This window comes from Lachnotalea sp. AF33-28 (assembly GCF_003477885.1).
GTDB lineage: Bacteria > Bacillota > Clostridia > Lachnospirales > Lachnospiraceae > AF33-28.
Genome location: NZ_QUEE01000001.1, coordinates 172,356 through 193,325 on the forward strand (window position 1 = coordinate 172,356; position 20,970 = coordinate 193,325).

Below are 20,970 nucleotides of genomic sequence, written 5' to 3' on the forward strand. Positions count from 1 at the left end.
TTTACCACAATCCGACCTCTGTCAGCTTTTTGCAGACCGCATTGGCCGTCACAATAAACAGGATGTTGACCAGATTATTGAACAGGCCGATCGCCGCCGAATAGCTTAACTGATGGTTTATAATTCCCACCTCATATGTATAAGTTGATATGATGCTGGACGCCTCCAGATTCAGAGGGTTCTGCAGCAAAAGCACTTTTTCAAACCCCACGGACAGCATAGAACCCATTTGAAGTATAAACAGCGTAATGATGGTGGGCTTTAAATGCGGCAGGTTTACATGCCATATAATCTGCATCCTGGAAGCCCCATCCATTCTGGCGGCCTCAATCAGCTCTTGTGATACGCCGGAGAGAGTAGCCAGATAGATGATGGTCCCCCATCCAAGGCCCTGCCACAGGCCCGTGATGGCGAAAATCGGCGCAAATGCCGACGGCTTCGCCATAAGGTTTGACGCTTCACCTCCCAAAAAACCGATAATCCGGTTGATCAGGCCGTCACGGCTCAAAAACAGTATGGTCATGGAGCATACGACCACAGTTGATACAAAATGCGGCGCATACGTGAGCTGCTGAAAAGTCTTTTTCAGTTTCCCATCCTTCATTTCATTCAGCATAAGGGCGAAGATGACGGCGCAGGGAAAGGTAGAAAGGGAAACCAGGCTGATCCTGACAGTGTTCCACAGAATTTTTGTAAAATAGGGATAATTGAAAAAATTCACAAAATGTTTGATCCCCACCCATGGGCTGTCCCATATCCCCAAACTGGAACGGAAATCCTTAAATGCGATCTGCACCCCATACAGTGGAATGTAATGAAAAATGAACACAGCCGCAACGGACGGCAAAATCATCAGATAAAGCATTCTGCAGCGATACAGCCGTTTGCAGAACACCCGCTTTCTTGTCTGAAAGGGACTCGTTTCTTTCATGTTTCATACTCTCCTGTCTTGTTTCAAATGTAGCAGACGCCCGCTTTGTTTGCAATTGCGTTATCGTCTGCGGGATCTGCTCTTTTATGTTATTTTATCCCCCGATATCAAAAAGCGCCGCTTCTCCCAGGCTGCCAAAAGCAGTGATATACTGCGGGAGCACACCGCCCACCAGATCCTCATGCGAAAAGTGAAGATGCCCGCAAAGGATAGCCCTCACAGAAGGCGCTGCTGTAAGCAGCTCTGTGATCCGGTCCGCGCTTTCATCCAGGACGATGCCTGATTGACCCATCGTTATATCCCTCTTCCAGACCTTCACCGTGTCTTCATGCAGCGTATCACAGTACAGGGGGACATGCTGCAGAATGATCACATGCTCCGCCGACCCTAGCAGCGCCTTCAACCGACTGTCCGTTTGTGGACGGTATACATCCATGCTGTTGTCCAGCGCCGCAAAGGTCAGCTCTCCGACCTTCCGCACATGGAAATCTTCGTCCCCGCCGCAGAACCGTCTAAGCAACGGCCTGCAGCAACGAACGGCATCCTCTGTTTGATAATTGTCAAAATAGGACCAGTCATGATTACCCGGCGTGTATACATATGGCACCTTCAGTGCCGCCAGCGCATCGTCCAGAACAGCCAGATTTTCCGGTGAGGGGAAATCTATGATATCGCCTGTCAGCAGTACGCCGGAAACCCGGGCCTCATTCGCATACTCAATATAAGTCTGAAGCCTCTTTTCCGGAGCAATGCCGTCTATCGAAAAAGCTCTTCTTCGTTCTTTCGCATATTCAGCCCTCACCGCCGTTTCTGTTTTTCCGAAACATGCTATGTGTGTATCCGTAATATGCAGAAATGTATAGTGTTTTTTTAATCCCTCAATCCGTATTTTTCTATGCAGGATCCTCATGTTTTCCATGTGATATGCCGCCCTCCCCTCCTGTCTGCACCCTCTTATTTCACATCACCTTATCTTCACTATAGCAATCGCATTTGCGAAACGCAATTGCGTTAACGTTTCGGGTATCTGCTCTTTTATCTTTTTCAACTTTCATGCGGATTTTCAGTACTTTTCCTCCATCCGGAACATATGTATAAAACAAACGCATTTTTTTGTATAGACCCGTCCGCAGTGCGTCACAGCAAAACTTTGCGGGTTTATTTTTAATAAGGAGGATTTTATGGATTCTGTCTCCGAATTCAAGGTCGAAAAAAATTCTAACAGTGATTTCGTAATAGCCCTGGCCGGAAATCCCAATGTCGGAAAAAGCACAGTCTTTAATAATCTGACCGGTCTGCGCCAGCACACAGGCAACTGGCCCGGCAAAACGGTCACCTGTGCCCAGGGCAGCTGTATCTTCCATGACCGCCGCTATATCTTTGTTGACCTGCCAGGCACCTACTCCCTTTTGGCGCACTCCGCTGAGGAAGAGGTGGCCAGGGACTTTATCTGCCACGGCGATGCAGATGCGGTCATCACCGTCTGCGACGCCACCAGTCTGGAGCGGAATCTGAATCTGGTTCTTCAGATTCAGGATCTGACCGACAATTTGATCCTCTGTGTCAATCTTTGCGATGAAGCCGAAAAAAGGGGAATTGACATCAATTTCGACAAACTGTCCGAGCTGCTCGGCATCCCCGTAGTCCCCACGGCGGCCAGCCGCAAAAAGGGGTTGAAACATCTGATGGAGGTGACAGAAACACTCTGTCTTAAGAATGAGCCGGTCCATCTGTCGGACGCAGCCTTAGGTGTGATGAATATGAGCATTGAGCCGGAAGAGATCCTGTCCGAGGACCAGGCCATCCGCTACATTCAAAAGGCGGAGGACATCGCCGGGCAGGTAGTGACCGTACATTCCTCAAACTACCACAAACGGGAGGAAAAAATCGACCGGATTTTCACAGGCAAGTTCACCGCCGTACCGATCATGATCCTGCTGCTGATGGGCATATTCTGGCTCACCATCACCGGCGCCAACTATCCCTCCAAACTTCTGTCGGACGGCCTGTTCTATATCCAGGATCAGCTGCTGGCGCTGGCCCAGAGCCTGAATGCGCCTGACTGGCTCACGGGATCTTTGATACTGGGCGTTTACCGGGTGCTGGCCTGGGTAGTATCCGTCATGCTGCCTCCTATGGCCATCTTCTTTCCGCTGTTTACACTGCTGGAAGATTTCGGCTATCTGCCAAGGGTGGCATTTAATCTGGACCGGCATTTCAAGAAATGCTGTGCTTGCGGGAAACAGGCCCTGACGATGTGCATGGGATTCGGGTGCAATGCGGCCGGCGTCATCGGCTGCCGCATCATCGATTCCAAACGGGAGCGTCTGATCGCCATACTCACCAACTCCCTGGTACCCTGCAACGGCCGTTTTCCTACCATCCTCTCGCTGATCACCATGTTCTTTGTAGGTTTCGGAATCGGCCTGAAAAACAGCCTGCTCAGCGCCGCCATGCTGACCTTCGTGATCTTATTCGGAATCCTTATGACCTTTGCCGTCTCCTGGATGCTTTCCAAGACCCTGCTTAGGGGAGAGCCTTCCTCTTTCACGCTGGAGCTTCCGCCCTATCGGAAACCGCAGATCGGGAAAGTGGTGGTCCGTTCCATCTTTGACCGCACCCTCTTCGTGCTGGCCCGGGCGGTGGCGGTGGCAGCTCCGGCGGGGCTGATCATCTGGATCCTGGCCAACAATACCATCGGCGGCCAGAGCATACTGGCCCACTGCACACAGTTTTTGGATCCTTTCGGCAGGCTCATCGGCATGGACGGCGTCATCATCATGGCCTTTATCCTGGGATTTCCGGCCAACGAGATCGTGGTTCCCATCATCCTCATGTGCTATCTCTCCACCGGCACTCTGCTGGAGCTGGATGATCTGTCGCAGCTGCACGCTCTCCTGGTACAAAACGGATGGACCTGGGTCACCGCCGTCTGCGTGATGCTGTTCTCCCTGCTGCACTGGCCATGTTCCACCACCTGCCTGACCATTAAAAAAGAAGCGGGCGGATGGAAATGGGCTGCTCTGGCGGTCGCGATCCCCACCGCGCTGGGGATCCTGGCATGCTTCTTAGTGGCACAGATTTCAAGATTGTTTTGATTGTGGGAATAATGGCAAAATGGATTTGTGAGATATAATCGAAAACAGCCTGCAGACCGTTAATTTAACGGTTACAGGCTGTTTCATTTTTTGCTTGAGATTTTGCAGGATACTGTATTATCTTAATAGAAACGCAGATTGCATTCAAACTCCTGATTATGCAGTCCTATCTTCACCAAGATATTCTCCACTATATAAGTCAATCCATATTACTATTGATCTTACACCGGCATCTGTAGGATAATCAAATTTTAATATCCAGGCAAGTTTGGAAAACATTTCCGCCTTTCCTTCCATGATTGGCCGCACAGTTGATATTTCACCTTGCACAAAATACTCCGCATCCAGTTGTTTAAAGTCCAAAGCTTTCTGTAAGGCCACTGCCTGCGTCAATGGTACATCACTTGTTTCCTGCTGCAACGGATAGTTGAAACGTCTGCACTCTATAACCCGCTTACCGTCTGATACAGCCAACATTTTTACCGCTTCATGTGAAGAATAAATCCCATCGGTTATCTCGCGGCTAAAATAGGCTTCTATATAGTCTCCGGCATTTATCAAACTCGTAAGCACATACTCTTGCGGCAACGGTAGCTTATGATAGATCTCCAGTATATTTGTCCGTATTTTATCTTCATCATAATCTATTTCTGTACAATCATAATCTAATAATGAATAACTCACCAGCATGCCGAGCTCGTCAACTATTATATCGCCGTATTCATATTGAATTTCCACAAAATCTCCATATATGCCATACTTATTACCAGTAATTTTAGTTGTATTAATATCACTGATTATTTCTTCACTGCCACAGGCTAATGCAATATCGGCAGCTAATTCCTCATAATTCGGTTCTGTAACGCTTTCTTTATAGTTCAAAGTCGTTGTTTGAGATTCTTCTATACTGGAATTGTTCCATTCAGCATCGCTAACTGTGGGCTCAGGCGCAACAGATGCAGTACTCTCTTGCACATTTCCTTTTGCACATCCAGAAATAAATACCAAGGAATAAACGCTTAGTATATAAAACAGAAACTTTGCGGACGGGTTTACCGTTACTGCTCACACGCTGCCGATAAAGCAGCGTATGAGAGGGCAGGAATTTTTCGGTGACTGTGAACAGTAACGGTTTACCACAGCCGCAGCATCTCAGATCCGCCATTTCATTTTTCCCTTGCATTTGATATAATATAATTGTACCTGTTCGCGTCTGCGCGGATTAGGAACTACAAGACAATACATGAGGGGTATGAATATGGAAAGAGAAAAGTTTTCCTCCCGGCTGGGTTTTCTTCTGATATCCGCCGGCTGCGCCATCGGCGTAGGAAATGTGATGCGCTTCCCGTATATCACAGGACAATACGGCGGCGCGGCATTTGTTCTGATCTATCTGTTTTTTCTTCTGATTTTAGGGCTTCCGATCATGGTCATGGAATTCTCTGTAGGAAGGGCCAGCCAGAAAAGCGTGGCAAAATCTTTTGACGAGCTGGAGCCCCGCGGTTCTAAATGGCACTGGTACAAATTCGGCGCCATCGCAGGTAACTATCTTTTAATGATGTTTTACACCACAGTAGGCGGATGGATGCTGATCTACTTTGTCAAAACTCTGTCCGGTGAATTTCAGGGACTGGATCAGGCGGGCATTCAGGAAGTCTTTGCCGGCATGCTGGCCGATCCGGCACTCATGATTATTGCCATGGTCATCGTAGTCGTGCTCTGTTTTGGGATCTGCAGCCTGGGCCTGCAGAAGGGCGTTGAAAAGATCACCAAAATCATGATGGTCAGCCTTCTACTGTTAATGATCGTGCTCGCGGTCCGCTCCGTCACACTGCCGGGCAGTGGGGAGGGGCTGAAATTTTATCTCTACCCCAGTCTGGAAAGGCTCAAAGAGGGCGGCATCGGCAACTCGGTTTCAGCTGCTATGGGACAGGCCTTCTTCACATTAAGCCTGGGCATCGGCGCCCTGGCTATCTTCGGCAGCTACATAGGCAAGGACCGCGCCCTGACAGGCGAGGCCATAAACATCACCATATTGGATACAGTTGTGGCACTGCTGTCCGGCCTGATCATCTTTCCCGCCTGCTTCGCATTCGGAGTGAATCCGGACAGCGGTGTGAACCTGATCTATGTGACCCTTCCCAATATATTTAACGCCATGAGCCAAGGCCGTATCTGGGGTTCTCTGTTCTTCATCTTTATGTTTTTTGCCTCGGCATCCACCATCATCGCGGTGTTTGAAAATATAATTTCCTTCGCCATGGATCTGACCGGCTGCAGCCGCAAAAAAGCGGTGCTTGTCAACCTGTTTGTCATCATCGTGCTGTCACTGCCATGTGTATTCGGCTTTAACCTCCTAAGCGGTTTTCAGCCTCTGGGGCCTGGCAGCACTGTCTTTGATCTGGAGGACTTCATTGTCAGCAACAACCTGCTGCCTTTGGGAAGCCTCGTGTATCTGATGTTCTGTGTCACACGCTATGGCTGGGGATGGGACAGCTTTATAAAAGAGGCCAATACAGGCAGGGGCGTGAAATTCCCGAAGTGGATACGTATATATGTGACTTTCATTCTGCCGATCATTGTGCTGGTGATATTCTTACAGGGATATATAAGCAAGTTTTTCTAAGATGAACCGAAACGTGCGCCGCCAGGCGCACCACCAAAATCCCCGGAGATTTGCGGAATATGCGCAATACTGCCGGGGATTTCTCTGACCTTATTTTGTCATGCTTCGGGGATAAATGACATCTGCAGCATCCGATCCACATCCGCCGCAAGGAGATCCAATTCTTTGGTATCCATCACCCAATATACATAGAACGGATAGGATGTATGATCCAGTCTTTTCTTCAAATTTTCTGTATACTGCTTAAGCTTCCGATTTTCCTCCTCCACCTGAGCAAAGTCCGGGGGCATTCTGTCCTCCAAAGCCTTTTGCATATGGAAATAGACCCCTGCCATCCTTTGAAATCCTTTGACATACCAGACAAACAGATCCAGGATCTTCTTTATATCTTCCGCAAACTCCTCCGGTACTCCCAAATGTTCTATATCCAGTATGCTGCCAAGCCTCATAGCCTCTTCCACAGCCGCTGACTTTTCAATCATTATGTGTTCCAAATTTTCTTTTGTAGGGCGGATTAATTCCGCACAGGGCGGATCCCATTGTATCCTCTGATGGTATACGTTCATTACGTTATAAATGCTCTGGCACGCATGTTGAAAACGGCTGCTGTAGTTAAACACATGTCCACGCACATACAGCGCTTTTTCTATGACCTCACAGCAGGCATCCATGAACTGCTTCAGCCGCCCGGCCGCATCCGGCGCAGTCGGTCTCACCGGCGTCAGCTGCTTCGATTCCTCCTGAAGCGGTGACATAAGCCCATAATCTACCCATGCCTGGTAGATTTCCTCTTCAGTGCAATCCGTGTCCCAGGACAGCATGGCGGCCGCAATCAAATTCAACATACTGAATGTATTCTGGCAGCAGCTTTCATCCAGAAGTTCCCAGTCTGTTCTGACCCACATACCGCTGCAGCCATGCATCCCACAGTGGCAGAAACGCTTCATCATGTCCCTGACCAGACCGCAGGGAAATATACCCGCACCGCAGTACTGACCCCATGCATCGTACTCAATCCATTTTTCCACATTTTCATAATGTGAGATAGCAGGGTTATCAGGAAAGGTCGGCCAAAAATCATGAGGCACATTTTTAAGACCCATTACAATATCGCTGCCGCACTGTACGGATGCACGCAGCACAGAGCTTTGTGTTCCCGCAGTATATGCGAAATCTCTGACCACCAGTCTTTTTTTGCATTCCTTCAGAGGCTTGTAGACTGCCTGGATATATCCACGGTACCATTCTTCTTCGGATGTATTCCGGCATCTTTGGCAGCCACACCGGTTTGCCGACACGGACACCTTGCTCTCACGGGTGGCCGGACTTACTATCAGACCGGCCATATCGGGAAAATGCCGCAGCAGTTCCCTGGTTTTATTCTCAAGAAATTCAAACCAGAACGAATTGGACGGACATACGTGTCCGTTTTCCTCAATCAATTCCGGATACTTATCCACCAAAGCTTCCGGATACCAGATTTCCTTAACTTCAAAGTAAAAATCGATCCCCCGCTCTCTGGCTTCCCGGATCACCTTGCGGATATACGCGCCGTTAGTGCCCACCGCACAGTACCGTATGGGCCAATAAGCCCACATTTCTTCCTCTGTAAAGTATTGTTCCGGCAGCACCACCTGATCCATCAGATCATACTGGTGAAAGATCAATGCATTCATATGGAACATCTCCATAAAATCCAGCGCTCTTTCTACAGTTTTCCATTTCCACATATGGTTGTTACACATCTCAAATCCGCGAAATACATATCTGCTCATCCCTGCTTCCCCCCGGCGTTCACCTGCCCTATTGTTCCTGAACTGCCTCCCGCAAGCCTCCTTATATCGGCCGCAAGCAGTTTTAATTCCTCCGGATCCATCATCCAGCAAATATAGAACGGATAATGCTTGTTCCGAAGCGTATCCTCCAGCTCTATGCAGAATTCTTCCAGCTCTTCACAGCTCTTCAACGCATCACCTATGCTCCGCTCATCCTGCATCTCCACGGCTCTGTTCATATGAAAATATACCTGCGCCGAGAGCTGGAACCCTCTCACATACAGCACCAGCAAATGCAGCATTTCCTTTGTATAAGTCTTCAATACATCAGATACGCCCAGGGCTTCGGCATCAAATGTTTCCGCCAGGCGGCGGGCCAGATCTAGCGCTTCCTGTTTTTCCTGAAAGATTATCTCCAGATTTTCTTTTGTTGGCAATATTTTCTGCTTAGACGAAGGATCCCACTGATCCCGCCGGTGATACACATTCATCACACGGTATATGCTTTCATAGGCATGCTGATATCTGCTGCTATAGCTGAATACATGTCCTCTGACAAACAGGGACTTCATGAGTATGGTATTTCCGGTCTCCATCAGACGGCGAAGGCCGTTTACCGAACCCTTAGAAGGTATTTGTGGAGGCGATACCGCAGATTCTTCTATAAACGCGCTGTTTATCCCATATTGAATCCACAGTTGATAGATTTCATTGACTGTGCAGTCTGGATTTTTCGCATGCATCACCCCGGCAATCAGATTCAGCATGTTCAGGCTGTTAAAGCAGCTGCAGTCATCCAGCAGCTCCCAGTCAGTGCGGTACCATATTCCGCTGCAGCCGCATTCCAAACAATGCGTCTGCCGGCGTATGATATCCTCCACCAGACTGCAGGGAAATACCCCCAGCCCGCAATACTGACCCCAAACATCATATTCGACCCACTTTTCCAGCTTTGTTTTACTTTCAACAGCCGGATTGTCCGGAAATGTGGGCCAAAAATCATGAGGCACATTTTTCAAAGCCATGACAATGTTCGAAGAACGGTCCGCTGCCGCATCCATAACTGAGCTCTGTGAATGCGAATCATAAGCAAAATCTCTGACAACCAGGCGCTTTCCGGCCTTTTTCAACGGTTCATATACCGCCTGGATATACCGGCTGTACCACTCTTTGTCCGGCAGCGATCTGCAGCGGCTGCATCCGCACTGGCCCGCAGCAATGGAAACCTTACTCTCCCGTGTTGCCGGACTCACGATCATACCTGCCATCTGTGGAAAGATCTCTGTGAGTTCCTGCACCTTATTACTTAAAAATTCAAACCAAAACGGGTCGGAGGGACATACATGACCGTCAGTTCCCCTCAGATGAGGAAATTTTTCCAGCAAGGCCGGCGGGTACCAGATCTCCTTTACTTCAAAATAAAACTGTATTCCTCTTTTTGTGCATTCACGCAGCAGTCTCTCTATATATTGTCCGTTTGTTCCGATGGCGCAGTAACGGATCGGCCAGTAGGCCCACATTTCTTCCTCGTCAAAATATTTCTGGGGTAACACCACCGCATCCAGCAGATCATTCTGATGAAAGATCAGAGCATCCATGCCGAATTCATCTATAAAGTCCAGCGCCTTTTCCACAGCCGCCCATTTCCACATACGCCGGTTATGAATCTCCAATCCGGTGAATTTAAAATTTTTCATACACTTATCCTTTCAGCCCCGTAGTAGAAATCCCTTCCACAAAGTATTTCTGCATGGATAAATAAAACAGGGTACAGGGAATCAACGATACCACACTCATCGCCAGAATCTGATTCCAGGCGCTGGCCGCATCCGTATCCAGCATCATGCGCAGCCCCAGTGACATCGTATACCGATCCACTCCCGATATCATAATGAATACATTAAAAAAATCATTCCAGTTCCAGATAAACTGAAATACAGCCACTGAAAATATCACCGGTTTCAGAAGCGGCAGCAGTATACCCGTAAGCACTCTGACCGGACCGCAGCCGTCCATACCGGCCGCCTCATCCAGCTCTATCGGAAGACCTCTAAGGAACTGATAAACCATAAAAATGTGAAAAGGTGTAGTTGCAAGCAATGCCGGAACCCAAAAAGGCAGATAGGTATTCAGCCAGCCCAGACGGTTAAACAGCATATACCTTGGGATGATCAACACCGTATTTGGCAGCATCAGCGTGGACAGCATAACCGCAAAGAATGCCTTTCGCAATGGGAAACGGAACCTGGCAAATCCGTATGCTACAAGTGATGTGGACACCACACTGAACAAAACTGTAGGGATCACCAGTTTAAAAGAATTAATCATAAAAACACGAAAACCATACTGCCAATCACTTTTTACACCCAGACGATACCCATCCAGTGAAAACCGTTTTGGAAGCAGTCCAATCCCCGTAAGGATCTCCCGGTTATCCTTAAAGGACGAGAAAAACATCCACAGCAGCGGATAGAGCATAACTAATCCGACTGCAATCAGTACCAGATAACGCAACATGAGTCTGACGTTTTTCTTTTTCATCATTTCTCTCCTGTTCACTACGCCCCGTCTTTATAAAATACCCACACGGAAGATGACTTGAAGATTACGGCAGTTACCGCGGCCATAATCAGGAACAGCACCCAGGATTCAGCGCTGGCATATCCCATGTTGAGATACTGAAACGCATTGTCATAGATCATCATAGAATACAGATAAGTCGCATTTGCCGGTCCTCCGTTCGTAATTACAAAGGGCAGGGTAAATTCCTGAAACGCATTAATCAGCTGCATCAATAGATTAAAGAAGATCACCGGAGACAAAAACGGCAGAGTGATCTTAAAAAAGGATTTCCAGGAAGTCGAGCCATCCACTCTGGCAGATTCATACATTTCGGCAGGGATTTGCTTAAGGCCGGCCAAAAACAATACCATAGATGAGCCAAACTGCCATACGGACACCAGGCTGACGGTAAGCAGCGCCGTCTTCGGACTGCCCAGCCAGTTAGGGCCGGCAATATGAAAGAATTCCAAAATGTGATTTACCACACCGTCACTCTTAAACAGGAATCTCCACAGTATGGATATCGCCACGCTCCCACCGAAGATAGAAGGCAGATAATAAACAGTACGAAACAGATGGATGCCTCTTATCTTGCGATTTAATAACAGTGCGATCAAAAGTGCGGACAGAATCTTTGCCGGCACCGACATCAACACATATAGGAGTGTGGTAAGCATGGACGGAATTACCTTATTATCTTTGCAGAACATCTTTACATAATTATCTATACCGATAAAACGGCAGCCCTTCAACGGATTATAGTTTGTAAAGGAATAGTACAGTGAATCCAGCAGCGGGAAGAGCTGAAATATGGCAAATCCGATGATCCACGGTGAGATAAATATCAATCCCCACAGTTGATGCCTTCTTATTTTACTGTCTTTTCTGTGCATATTTCTCCTCTTTCCCGTGCTGGCTCTGCACTTATTGTTAGCTGTCAAAGGATTTCAGTTCGTCTAAAACATTTATCATATCATCATAGAAACTCTGTCCCGCAGCCTCCGGCGTCATCTGGCCATAAACCACTTTTTCAATATAGTCCTGCCAGATGGTTTCAAATTCCTTAATCTGGCTGACACCGTTATCCACGATGGAGCTCGCATTATCCAAAGCGATTCCTACTGCTTCCGTCACCAGCGGATCACTAATCCCCTCTTCTTGCAGCAGCCGGCGTCCGGCGTCAGTAGGCTGAGTGCTTCTGCACTCTCCCAGTATACGGATCGCCTCCGGATCCGTGACAAACCAGTTTATAAATTCCGCAGCCTCTTTCACATGGCTGCATTTGCTGTTGATACCAAACAGATTTCCGGTACTGACAGTCACTCCGGTATCCAGCATTCCGTCATAAACAGGGGTTGTGCATACCCCATAATTCAAATCCAGCGCCTGATATCGGGAGAAATTTGTAATATATTTTATCTGCATTCCATCCTGCCCGTTGATCCATCTGGGATTTTCATTTGACACGTCGGTATACAGCGACGCTGTTTCAAACGGCTCCGTCACCCCTCTGTCCACCATGGCTTTGGCATACTCAAATGCTTCCGTAAATAATTCCGGTGCAACATTAAGTGTATAATCTTCCGCTATCATTTGGGTGCCGATTCGCTGTTTTACAAAGCATTTCAGCAAAGTCCACATCTCGCCTGCTTCACACACATACAAATAGTGATCCGGATTCTCCTGATGCACACGTTCACCGATTTCCAGAAGATTGTCCCAGGTCCAAACCGTATCTTCCGCAATATTGTGCTCCGCAAAGAAGTCTCTGTTATACAGGAAGCATACGCCGGTCACCCCCAGAGGCAGGCCAAGAAGCTTTCCTTCATAGCTGCAGTAATCCTCTAAAAAGCTTTTGTCAAATGCATTCAGATCCACATAATCCGACAGCGTATTCATATCAACCACCGCGTTCATGCCTGACATAAAGTCATAATACCACCGGTCATTGATCTGCATGATATCCGGAGCGGTATCGCTGGCTATCTGCGTTACCAGTTTATCGTAATGACCGTTCCAATCGCTGTACTCGCCTACCAAAGTGATGTTGGAATGCAGCTCCATATAGCGCTCCATCGCTTTAAGGGTAGCTTCATGCCTGGCCTCAGGTCCCCACCAGCTGACCCTCAAAGTGATCTCCTCCTGATCTTCATCAGACATGGCCGTCCCTGCAGCAGGGGGTGCTTCTGTTTTCGTACAGCCTGCGGTAATGATCACCAGTATCACGGACAGTAAAAGCGACAGCACCTTATGGTAATTTTCCTTTTTCATATTCTAACCCTCCTATCTGTATTATCTGTAATTTGATTATATCATTATATATTTCGCTTCCATAGTCACTTTAACTTTATAAAATGTCGCCAAAATTATAGATTTTATATAATAATCAAATGACAGTGTATTTTTCTTTTGAAAGTATCATCTTTTCTTTATATTCGGCTGTGTTTTTTCACAATTTCTGCTATACTTAAAAATAACAGAAAATATGCTGTACATCGCTCAGGGGGGAGGATAATGATGTATAGATTAGTACTGGTAGATGACGAAGTTTCATCAAGAAATGCTCTCTGCAATTATTTTCCCTGGAATCAAATCGGTTTTGAAGTAGTCAGCCAGTTTACAGACGGCTGTCTGGCGCTGGATTATATCCGAAAAAATCCCGTAGATGTTATTTTCTGCGACATTATCATGCCGAATATGGACGGCCTGCTTTTGGCCAAGAAAATATACCAGGAGAAGATCGGCTGTAAAATCATATTTTTAAGCGCATATAAAAAATTCGATTATGCCCGTGAAGCCCTCAATTATGGAGTGCGCGACTACCTGGTAAAACCGGCAAAATACAAAGATCTGATGGAGGTTTTTCAGCGCCTCCGGATGGAGCTGGATGAAGAAAAACGTATGGCTTTTAACAGGCTTCCACCGGATATGGAAGCCATGGGACAGAGCGTCTGTGATAAAACCATTCATGCAGTAAACGAATACCTTTCCAGAAATTATAAAAATGCAACCCTGGAAAACACGGCTAATTATATTAAAATGAATCCCTCCTATCTGAGTCAGTATTACTATCTGAAGACAGGCGTTCACTTTTCTGATAATCTCTTAAAAATACGTATGGAAAGAGCCGCAGTACTGTTGGATAATTACCGTTACAAAATCAAAGAAGTAAGTGAAATGGTGGGGTATATGAATGCAAAAAATTTCACAAAAGCCTTTAAAAAATACTATGGAAAGCTACCGAGAGATTACCGGCAGAACATTTAACAGAAAACAGTTCCGCAGGACTTTCATCCGTTATCTGCTGATTCCGGCTGCATCTTTGCTGATTCTTGGCATATTCACCTGCATCATCGCTTACTATTCCGTATTTAGAGTCATAAAGCAGAATAACAACGGTACTATACATAGAATCAGCGACTATATGGATCAGGTACTGTATGAATGCGAAGAGTTGAATTATAGCTATAGCAATAGCATTTATTTGAACATTCTGTTAAAGCGTATCCTGCAAAGCGATGAAAAGGATTATGAGATCAGCAGTTCTATGTCCATACTCCAGTCGGTCATGTTCTCCCAATCCATACAGCCCCATATCCATTCGATCTATATATATTATAATAACCCCTACGGCCGCTTTCTCACCTCTTCTGAACAGTCCTACTCTTATCTGGATTCTTATTATGATACGGGCTGGTACACTCTCTGTCAGCAAAAGACCCTCGAGTACCGGCCCTGGAGCGCTGTACGCGAACTGAAGCGGTATTCCTTTGAAAAGGTGCCTGTTAGAGTGCTCACCATATTTATCCCGATCAAGAGCTCCAGTTCCGCCCAGACTTCTGATTACGCGATCGTTAATTTAAATGCTTCTTATATGGAAACAATAATCGAAAATACGCTGCCTTCTGCCGATGAAGGCCAAATGTTTGCGATAATGAATGAAAACGGTGAAATCGTTCTGCATTCTCCCGGATTAACTCTGACCGACAGGGAAATCAGCCGTCAGCTCCTCGCAGTAAACGGGCTTATAAGGCTGAAGATTGCAGGAAGACAGCATGTAGTGACCTCTGTCCGTTCAGCGCAAAATGGATGGACATACTATATCTACACTCCTCAAAATGTATTTTTTCATGTTCCTGCACTCATGCTCTCCCTGATCCTGCTCTTTGTTTTCCTGATGATTGTAATTGAAATTCCCCTGCTTGCGCGCTTATCAAAAAAATCGCAGAGCACTCTGGAAAACATTATTGATATACTGGATGCCGCAAAACACAATCAGATTCTGTCCAAAGAAAATATGCGGAAGGATTCCTATGAATATATCATACAAAGTATCCTGAACAAGTTTATTGAAAATAATCTGTTTCAGACCCAGCTGTCCGAACGCAGATATCATATGCAGGTGCTGGAGCTTCTTGCTCTCCAGTCACAGATCAATCCTCATTTTCTCTTCAATACCCTGCACTTTATAACTTGGAATGCAATAGCCTTGACAGGCGGCCCTAATCCGGCCAGTGAGATGATTGAAAGTCTTTCCACCCTGCTAAACTATACGCTGCGCGATCCGCTGATGGAAGTCACTCTTGCGGAAGAGATTCAATGTACTGTATGCTATATCGATATTCTGAAAGCGCGTTTTCCGGATAATTTTAATATACGGTGGCAGTTCAATGAACCTCTGCCAGAGATTAAAGTGCCGAAACTGCTTTTTCAGCCCCTTATCGAAAACAGCATAACTCATGGGGCGGGCAGTTTCCGCAAAGCCATATCCATTGATATCCGCATTGAAGAATTTTCCGGTTATACAGGCATAACGCTGACCGATGACGGTCAGGGAATTTTGCCATCCCGTCTGGAGGAGATCCGCAGACAGATGTCACAGGCGGACTCGGCGGATACTAAGCATGTAGGTCTGTTCAATCTGTATAAACGCTTAAGGCTGTTTTACAGCGGCGGCTGTTCCCTGACTATAAACAGCAAACCTTCTGAAGGGACCACAATTCATATCAAACTTCCGGCAGTAACTTCTTTTCCGGGTTGCAAAGATCCGGATGAAGATCAATGCCGGCTTAAGTGACCTTCCTGTGAAAAAGGCTTCCAACCCTATTGAATGAAAAACAGCCGGGAGATCACTCTTCCGGCCGCTTCTCATCATTCTTTTATTCGCATTATTCGTACAGACAGGCTGCGATATCAGGTTCTTCAATATTTTCTGCATTATACCACTGGCATCCGGTATCCACATCGCTCACCGCGTTGCCTTTAGCCGCTTCCACAGCCAGCTTCACAGCGTTGTATCCGATGGATACAGGGTCCTGGGTAACGGAGCCGTAGAATGCGCCGGTCTTGATCGCATCGATCTGAAGAGCTCCGGAGTCAAATCCAACGGCGATGACTTTGCCTTCGCCCAGTTTGTTCATGCCTTCGTTGGCATTGATGATACATTTGGCTGCGAATTCATTGGAACCGTAGATTGCAATCAGATCATCCTTATTCAGCAGAGCCAGCGCTTCCGTCTTTCCGGCATTGTCGGTAACTTCCGCAGGAACTCTCACTTCCATAACAATGTTCACGCCGTCAACCTTGCGGGCAAATTTGTCATGACCTTCCACGGAGCACTTATCCTCACCGATCAGTTCGGACATCTTCTCCACGAAACCGGCCGTACGCTGTACGATGGAGTCAGAGTTCGCCTCCTGGGAAACAACGCCGATTCTTACCGGACCGGCCGGATTAGCCAGCTGATCTTTGATCTTGTCATACATCTTCTCTGCTGCCAGAGCGCCTGCCGCATAGTTATCGGTCGCCGCATTGGCTAAAACTGCGCCTTCAGGAGCCCCGGGCACGCCGGAGTCAAAGCCGATGATCGGAATGCCTTTGCTCTGCGCCATGGTGATTGCATCCAGCGCCGCGCTGGTATCCAGAGCTGCGAAGCAGATCGCGTTGGGATTCTTGTTGATGGCGTTGTTTAACTGCTCAACCTGGGCTGCGATTGCGCCTTCACCTTCAGGTCCCACGAAGTTTGTCTTAACGCCGAATTCTGCTTCCGCTTTCTTGCTGCCGGCCAGAACCGCCTGCCAGAAATCATGCTGGAAGCCCTTGGCAACGATCTCAATCGTAATATCGCTCGCAGGAGCACCTGTCTCCCCGCCTTCGGGGGCCTTGGTGGTCTCCCCTCCCGCCTTGTTGCTGCAGCCTGCCAGCATTGTTAACACCATCGCTCCTGCCAGAAGTAAAGCTGCCCGTTTTTTCCATTTGCTCATAATAAATCCTCCTTGATTACATTATATTGTTTTCCGCCGGTAATTGTATTCCGTGCGGGAGTACATCCAAAGTATATCCCTGGCAGAGCTTATGCCCTCCTGCGGTTGCGGTTTCTCACATCGATGTATACAGCTACAATCAGAACGATACCGGTGATGAACATCTGATAATGGGGCTGCAGATCGATGAAGGGAAGCCCTGTTTTCAGCACGCTCATGATGAATACGCCGACGATGGTGCCGGTTACGGAGCCCATGCCGCCTGCCAGAGAGGTGCCGCCGATCACTACGCCCGCGATGGCCTCCAGCTCAAAGCCGTTGCCGGTGCCTGGCATGATGGTGGAGAGGTTTGCCGCGTAAGCCACGCCCGCGATGCCCGCAAAGGTACCGCTGATCACGTAGGCCAGCATCTCCCATTTTACCACATTTACGCCGGAAAGTCTGGTCGCTTCTTTATTGCTGCCTAAGGCCAGGATATAGCGGCCGGGACGGGTTTTCGTAAGCACGATGGACATCAGGATCACCGCCACAATAAGGAGTATAATGCCGGTGGGAAAACCGGATTCCAGGCCCGGGAAACCCTGGGTGCGGAATATGTTCTTATACCATCCGTCCGGGCTGGTGCGAAGCGGGAACGTAACGCTCTGGGTCTTGGTGATGATGGAACCTAATCCTCTTGTCACCATCATGGTGCCCAGAGTTGCGATAAAAGCCGGCAGCTTCATGACCGCTACCATGAATCCATTGGCCAGGCCGAACAGCGCGCCGCAGGCGACGATGGCGATCAGGCAGAGCCACAGCGGGAGTCCCTTATCGTACAGCGTGCCGCCGATCAAAGCCGTGCAGATCAGCACGGTGCCGATGGAAAGATCGATGCCTCCGGTGATGATAACAAAGGTGACGCCTATGGCCATGAATCCGATATAATAGGAAGCATCAAATATGCTGACCAGCGTGTTGCCGGAACGAAACGCCGGGCTCATTGCAAAGAAGAACAGATAGATCACCACCAGAGCGGCAATCGCTACCAGCTTCTGCAGACTTAACGGATTTACTTTCTTCATTTCACTTCTCCTCCTGCTACTCTCTTAATGTGGCCAGATGCATGATCTTCTCCTGGCTCGCTTCTTCTATCGACAGCTCTCCGGTTTTCCTGCCCTCACACATAACCACAATGCGGTCGCTCATGCGGAGCACTTCCTGCAGCTCCGAAGAGATCATGATGATGGATTTGCCCTGCTTTACCAGTTCATTCATCAGGGTATAGATCTCACTTTTCGCCCCGACGTCGATGCCTCTGGTCGGTTCGTCAAAGATCAGGATCTCACTGTTGCAGAGCAGCCATTTGGCGATAACCACCTTTTGCTGGTTTCCGCCGGAGAGATTCATCACGAACTGTTCTACGGAAGGAGTTTTTGTTTTCAGCTTTTCCACAAATTCCTCTGCGTCTTTATGCACGCTTTTGTCATTGATCAGCCCTTTTTTCGTATACCGTTCCAGACAGGCCATGACCGAATTGTCCGCTACGGATTTCTCTACGATGATACCGTACCTCTTTCTGTCCTCCGAGAGATAGCCGATACCGTGTTTAACCGCATCCATCGGGCTGTTGACCGTCACTTCTTTCCCATTTATGAAGATCTGTCCGCTGTCCTTTTTATCAGCTCCGAATATGGCTCTGGCGGTCTCGGTGCGCCCCGCGCCCATGAGTCCTGCAAACCCCAGGATCTCACCCTTTTTCAGGTCAAAGCTCACATTCTGCACCATCCTGCCGGCATTGAGGTTCCTGACGCTTAAGACCACCGGCGCGTCCTCCGGCACATTGGAGAACTGTTTGGGTTCCTCATATATGACACGGCCCACCATCATGTTGATGATGTCGCTCTTTGTGCATTCCTCCGTGATCAGGGTCCCCACATATTCGCCGTCCCTCATGACGGTGACGCGGTCTGTGATCTGTTTGATCTCATCCATGCGGTGGGATATATAGATGATGCCGATCCCCTGATCCCGCAGATCCCTGATGATCTTAAACAGCTCATTGATCTCCGTCTCTGTCAGCGCCGCGGTGGGCTCGTCAAAGACGATGACCTTGGCTTTAGAGGAGATCGCCTTTGCGATTTCCACCATCTGCTGCCTGCCCACGGTCAGTGTTCCGATCACTGCTGCGGGATCGATATCGATATTCAGCCTTTTAAATATCTCCGCCGCATCTTTATTCATCTTCCTGTCATTGATCAGCTTGCCGTTCATGCTTTCCCTGCCGATAAACAGGTTCTGCGCAACGGTCAGATGCGTCATCATATTCAGCTCCTGATGTACGATGATGATGCCGGCTTCCTGTGCTTCTCTCGGATTCTTGTATTCCACCTCTTTGCCTTCGTAGAAAATCTGTCCCGCATCTTTACTGTAGATGCCTGTCAGGATCTTCATCAGAGTGGATTTTCCGGCTCCGTTTTCCCCCATCAGGGCGTGAACTTCTCCGGTCTTTAATTCCAGCTTTGCTTTCTTAAGCGCTGGAACTCCGGCAAAGGCCTTGTCAATGCCCTCCATCCGAATAATTACTTCGCCCATGTTTACCTCCCTGTCCGTTCATATCAACTGGCTATGAAATGATTATATTGAATTAGATGAGTATTTTTAATGGAAATTCTCACGAAAAAAGGTGAAAATCTTACGGTTTGTAAGATTTTCACCTTTTTTCGTAATATAATGACCATTTACTCTTCCTGGAACGGAAACAGCAGCTTCTGATAGATGCCGATATACATATTGTCTTTCGTCACCAGCACCGATCCGGAATCCCTGTTCATGGGCACATGTCCGCCCTGCGCCAGTTCCACCGCCGCCTCTATGCCCAGGTACCCCATGTTAAAGGCTTTTTGAATCACCAGCCCCTCATAGATTCCCTCCTCCAGATATTTGATCTGTTCTTTGGAGTTATCAAATCCCACCACCTTCACCCTGCCGGACAGGCCCAGCTGCGCCACAGCTCTGGCGGCGCCCGCCGAGGAATACTGATCCAGGCCGGCAAGCACTGTGATATCCGGATGTTCATTCAGCAGCTGCGTCGTGAGCTCAAATGCTCTCTGCTCATCTGAATCGCAGTAAACGGTATCATAAACATTGCTGTTATCCTCACCCACTGCGCTTTTTAACCCCTCTTCCCGGTCGATAGCAGTCAGAGAATTTCTCACAAAGCTTATAATTCCCAGCTTTCCGTCCTTTCCCATCAGTCTCTGGATCAGGGCTCCCGCCCGGACACCGGCGCGGTTGTTATCCGTCCCTACCATGGCATCCTCTATGTGATCCTTAAGCCCGGAGTCAATCAGCACCAGCTTGATCCCCGCCTGCTTCACCTCCAGCGCGGCCGGCATCGTCAGATTGGAGTCTATGGCGGCCAGCACGATCACATCCGGCTTTTCCGCCACCGCATCGCGTATGATTTTATTTTGCTGTTCCACATCGGACTCCTCATCAGGTCCGGTGATTCTGACATCCGCATCATATTCTTCCATGGCGGCTTCAATCCCTTCCGTGAGGGAATTCCAGAAGCCGTTTCTCTCGGTTGTCTTCAAAATACATATGATCCGCATTTTAGGATCCGGCTCCGCCTGCAGCGTGGAAAACAGGTACGCGCCGGTCACTGACAGGACCAGCAGGACGATCAGCCATATGCGGTATCTCATTAATCTTTTCATGACATTTCCAATCC

At 48.1% G+C, this 20,970-nt stretch carries 16 protein-coding genes; 4 read left to right on the forward strand and 12 right to left on the reverse strand.

Going from position 1 to position 20,970, the window contains the following annotated elements; genetic code table 11:
* Position 1: 1 nt before the first annotated feature.
* Positions 2 to 931, reverse strand: coding sequence for an ABC transporter permease (locus DWZ56_RS00710; protein WP_199679532.1), 930 nt, complete (start codon positions 929 to 931; stop codon positions 2 to 4).
* Positions 932 to 1,025: 94 nt separating this feature from the next.
* Complete coding sequence (locus DWZ56_RS00715) at positions 1,026 to 1,850, reverse strand: metallophosphoesterase family protein (RefSeq protein ID WP_118554467.1); 825 nt, start codon at positions 1,848 to 1,850, stop codon at positions 1,026 to 1,028.
* A 262-nt stretch (positions 1,851 to 2,112) separates the two neighbouring features.
* Between DWZ56_RS00715 and feoB the strand changes: the two genes are divergently transcribed.
* Positions 2,113 to 4,029, forward strand: a complete 1,917-nt coding sequence (gene feoB, locus DWZ56_RS00720; protein ID WP_118554468.1) for a ferrous iron transport protein B — start codon at positions 2,113 to 2,115, stop codon at positions 4,027 to 4,029.
* Positions 4,030 to 4,185: 156 nt separating this feature from the next.
* Here the strand turns inward: feoB and DWZ56_RS00725 are convergent, their stop codons facing one another.
* Positions 4,186 to 5,037: a hypothetical protein gene (locus DWZ56_RS00725; RefSeq protein ID WP_147369367.1), complete on the reverse strand. Its 852-nt coding sequence runs from the start codon at positions 5,035 to 5,037 to the stop codon at positions 4,186 to 4,188.
* A gap of 250 nt (positions 5,038 to 5,287) precedes the next feature.
* Between DWZ56_RS00725 and DWZ56_RS00730 the strand changes: the two genes are divergently transcribed.
* A complete protein-coding gene (locus DWZ56_RS00730; protein ID WP_118554470.1) occupies positions 5,288 to 6,655 on the forward strand; it encodes a sodium-dependent transporter in 1,368 nt (455 codons plus the stop codon).
* Positions 6,656 to 6,753: 98 nt separating this feature from the next.
* On the opposite strand, the gene DWZ56_RS00735 is transcribed toward DWZ56_RS00730, so the two are convergent.
* The 5 genes from DWZ56_RS00735 to DWZ56_RS00755 are packed head-to-tail and all read right to left on the reverse strand — an operon-like array spanning position 6,754 to position 13,263.
* The gene (locus tag DWZ56_RS00735) at positions 6,754 to 8,430 is read right to left on the reverse strand and encodes a hypothetical protein (protein ID WP_118554471.1); all 1,677 of its coding nucleotides are present in this window, start codon (positions 8,428 to 8,430) and stop codon (positions 6,754 to 6,756) included.
* On the reverse strand, positions 8,427 to 10,127 hold the full coding sequence (locus DWZ56_RS00740; protein ID WP_118554472.1) for a hypothetical protein: 1,701 nt from the start codon (positions 10,125 to 10,127) through the stop codon (positions 8,427 to 8,429). Before DWZ56_RS00740 ends, DWZ56_RS00735 begins: the two co-directional genes overlap by 4 nt.
* 4 nt (positions 10,128 to 10,131) lie before the next feature.
* A complete protein-coding gene (locus DWZ56_RS00745) occupies positions 10,132 to 10,971 on the reverse strand; it encodes a carbohydrate ABC transporter permease (protein WP_118554473.1) in 840 nt (279 codons plus the stop codon).
* A 17-nt stretch (positions 10,972 to 10,988) separates the two neighbouring features.
* Entirely contained in the window at positions 10,989 to 11,885 is an 897-nt protein-coding gene (locus tag DWZ56_RS00750; RefSeq protein WP_118554474.1) for a carbohydrate ABC transporter permease, read from the reverse strand.
* A gap of 37 nt (positions 11,886 to 11,922) precedes the next feature.
* Entirely contained in the window at positions 11,923 to 13,263 is a 1,341-nt protein-coding gene (locus DWZ56_RS00755; RefSeq protein WP_118554475.1) for an ABC transporter substrate-binding protein, read from the reverse strand.
* Between the two features lie 243 nt (positions 13,264 to 13,506).
* On the opposite strand from DWZ56_RS00755, the gene DWZ56_RS00760 reads away from it, so the two are divergent.
* Both DWZ56_RS00760 and DWZ56_RS00765 read left to right on the forward strand, forming a co-directional pair.
* Positions 13,507 to 14,259: a response regulator transcription factor gene (locus DWZ56_RS00760; RefSeq protein ID WP_243094997.1), complete on the forward strand. Its 753-nt coding sequence runs from the start codon at positions 13,507 to 13,509 to the stop codon at positions 14,257 to 14,259.
* Positions 14,186 to 16,069 (forward strand): sensor histidine kinase, encoded by a 1,884-nt coding sequence (locus DWZ56_RS00765; protein WP_118554476.1) that lies wholly within the window; start codon positions 14,186 to 14,188, stop codon positions 16,067 to 16,069. Before DWZ56_RS00760 ends, DWZ56_RS00765 begins: the two co-directional genes overlap by 74 nt.
* A gap of 91 nt (positions 16,070 to 16,160) precedes the next feature.
* Here the strand turns inward: DWZ56_RS00765 and DWZ56_RS00770 are convergent, their stop codons facing one another.
* From DWZ56_RS00770 to DWZ56_RS00785, 4 genes are all read right to left on the reverse strand, one after another.
* Positions 16,161 to 17,255 carry an ABC transporter substrate-binding protein gene (locus DWZ56_RS00770; protein WP_118554477.1) on the reverse strand — a complete coding sequence of 365 codons (1,095 nt, stop codon included), beginning with the start codon at positions 17,253 to 17,255 and terminating at the stop codon, positions 16,161 to 16,163.
* Positions 17,256 to 17,344: 89 nt separating this feature from the next.
* On the reverse strand, positions 17,345 to 18,319 hold the full coding sequence (locus tag DWZ56_RS00775; protein ID WP_118554478.1) for an ABC transporter permease: 975 nt from the start codon (positions 18,317 to 18,319) through the stop codon (positions 17,345 to 17,347).
* A 16-nt stretch (positions 18,320 to 18,335) separates the two neighbouring features.
* The gene (locus DWZ56_RS00780) at positions 18,336 to 19,829 is read right to left on the reverse strand and encodes a sugar ABC transporter ATP-binding protein (protein WP_118554479.1); all 1,494 of its coding nucleotides are present in this window, start codon (positions 19,827 to 19,829) and stop codon (positions 18,336 to 18,338) included.
* Positions 19,830 to 19,975: 146 nt separating this feature from the next.
* Positions 19,976 to 20,956 (reverse strand): substrate-binding domain-containing protein, encoded by a 981-nt coding sequence (locus tag DWZ56_RS00785; protein WP_118554480.1) that lies wholly within the window; start codon positions 20,954 to 20,956, stop codon positions 19,976 to 19,978.
* Between the last annotated feature and the right edge of the window lie 14 nt (positions 20,957 to 20,970).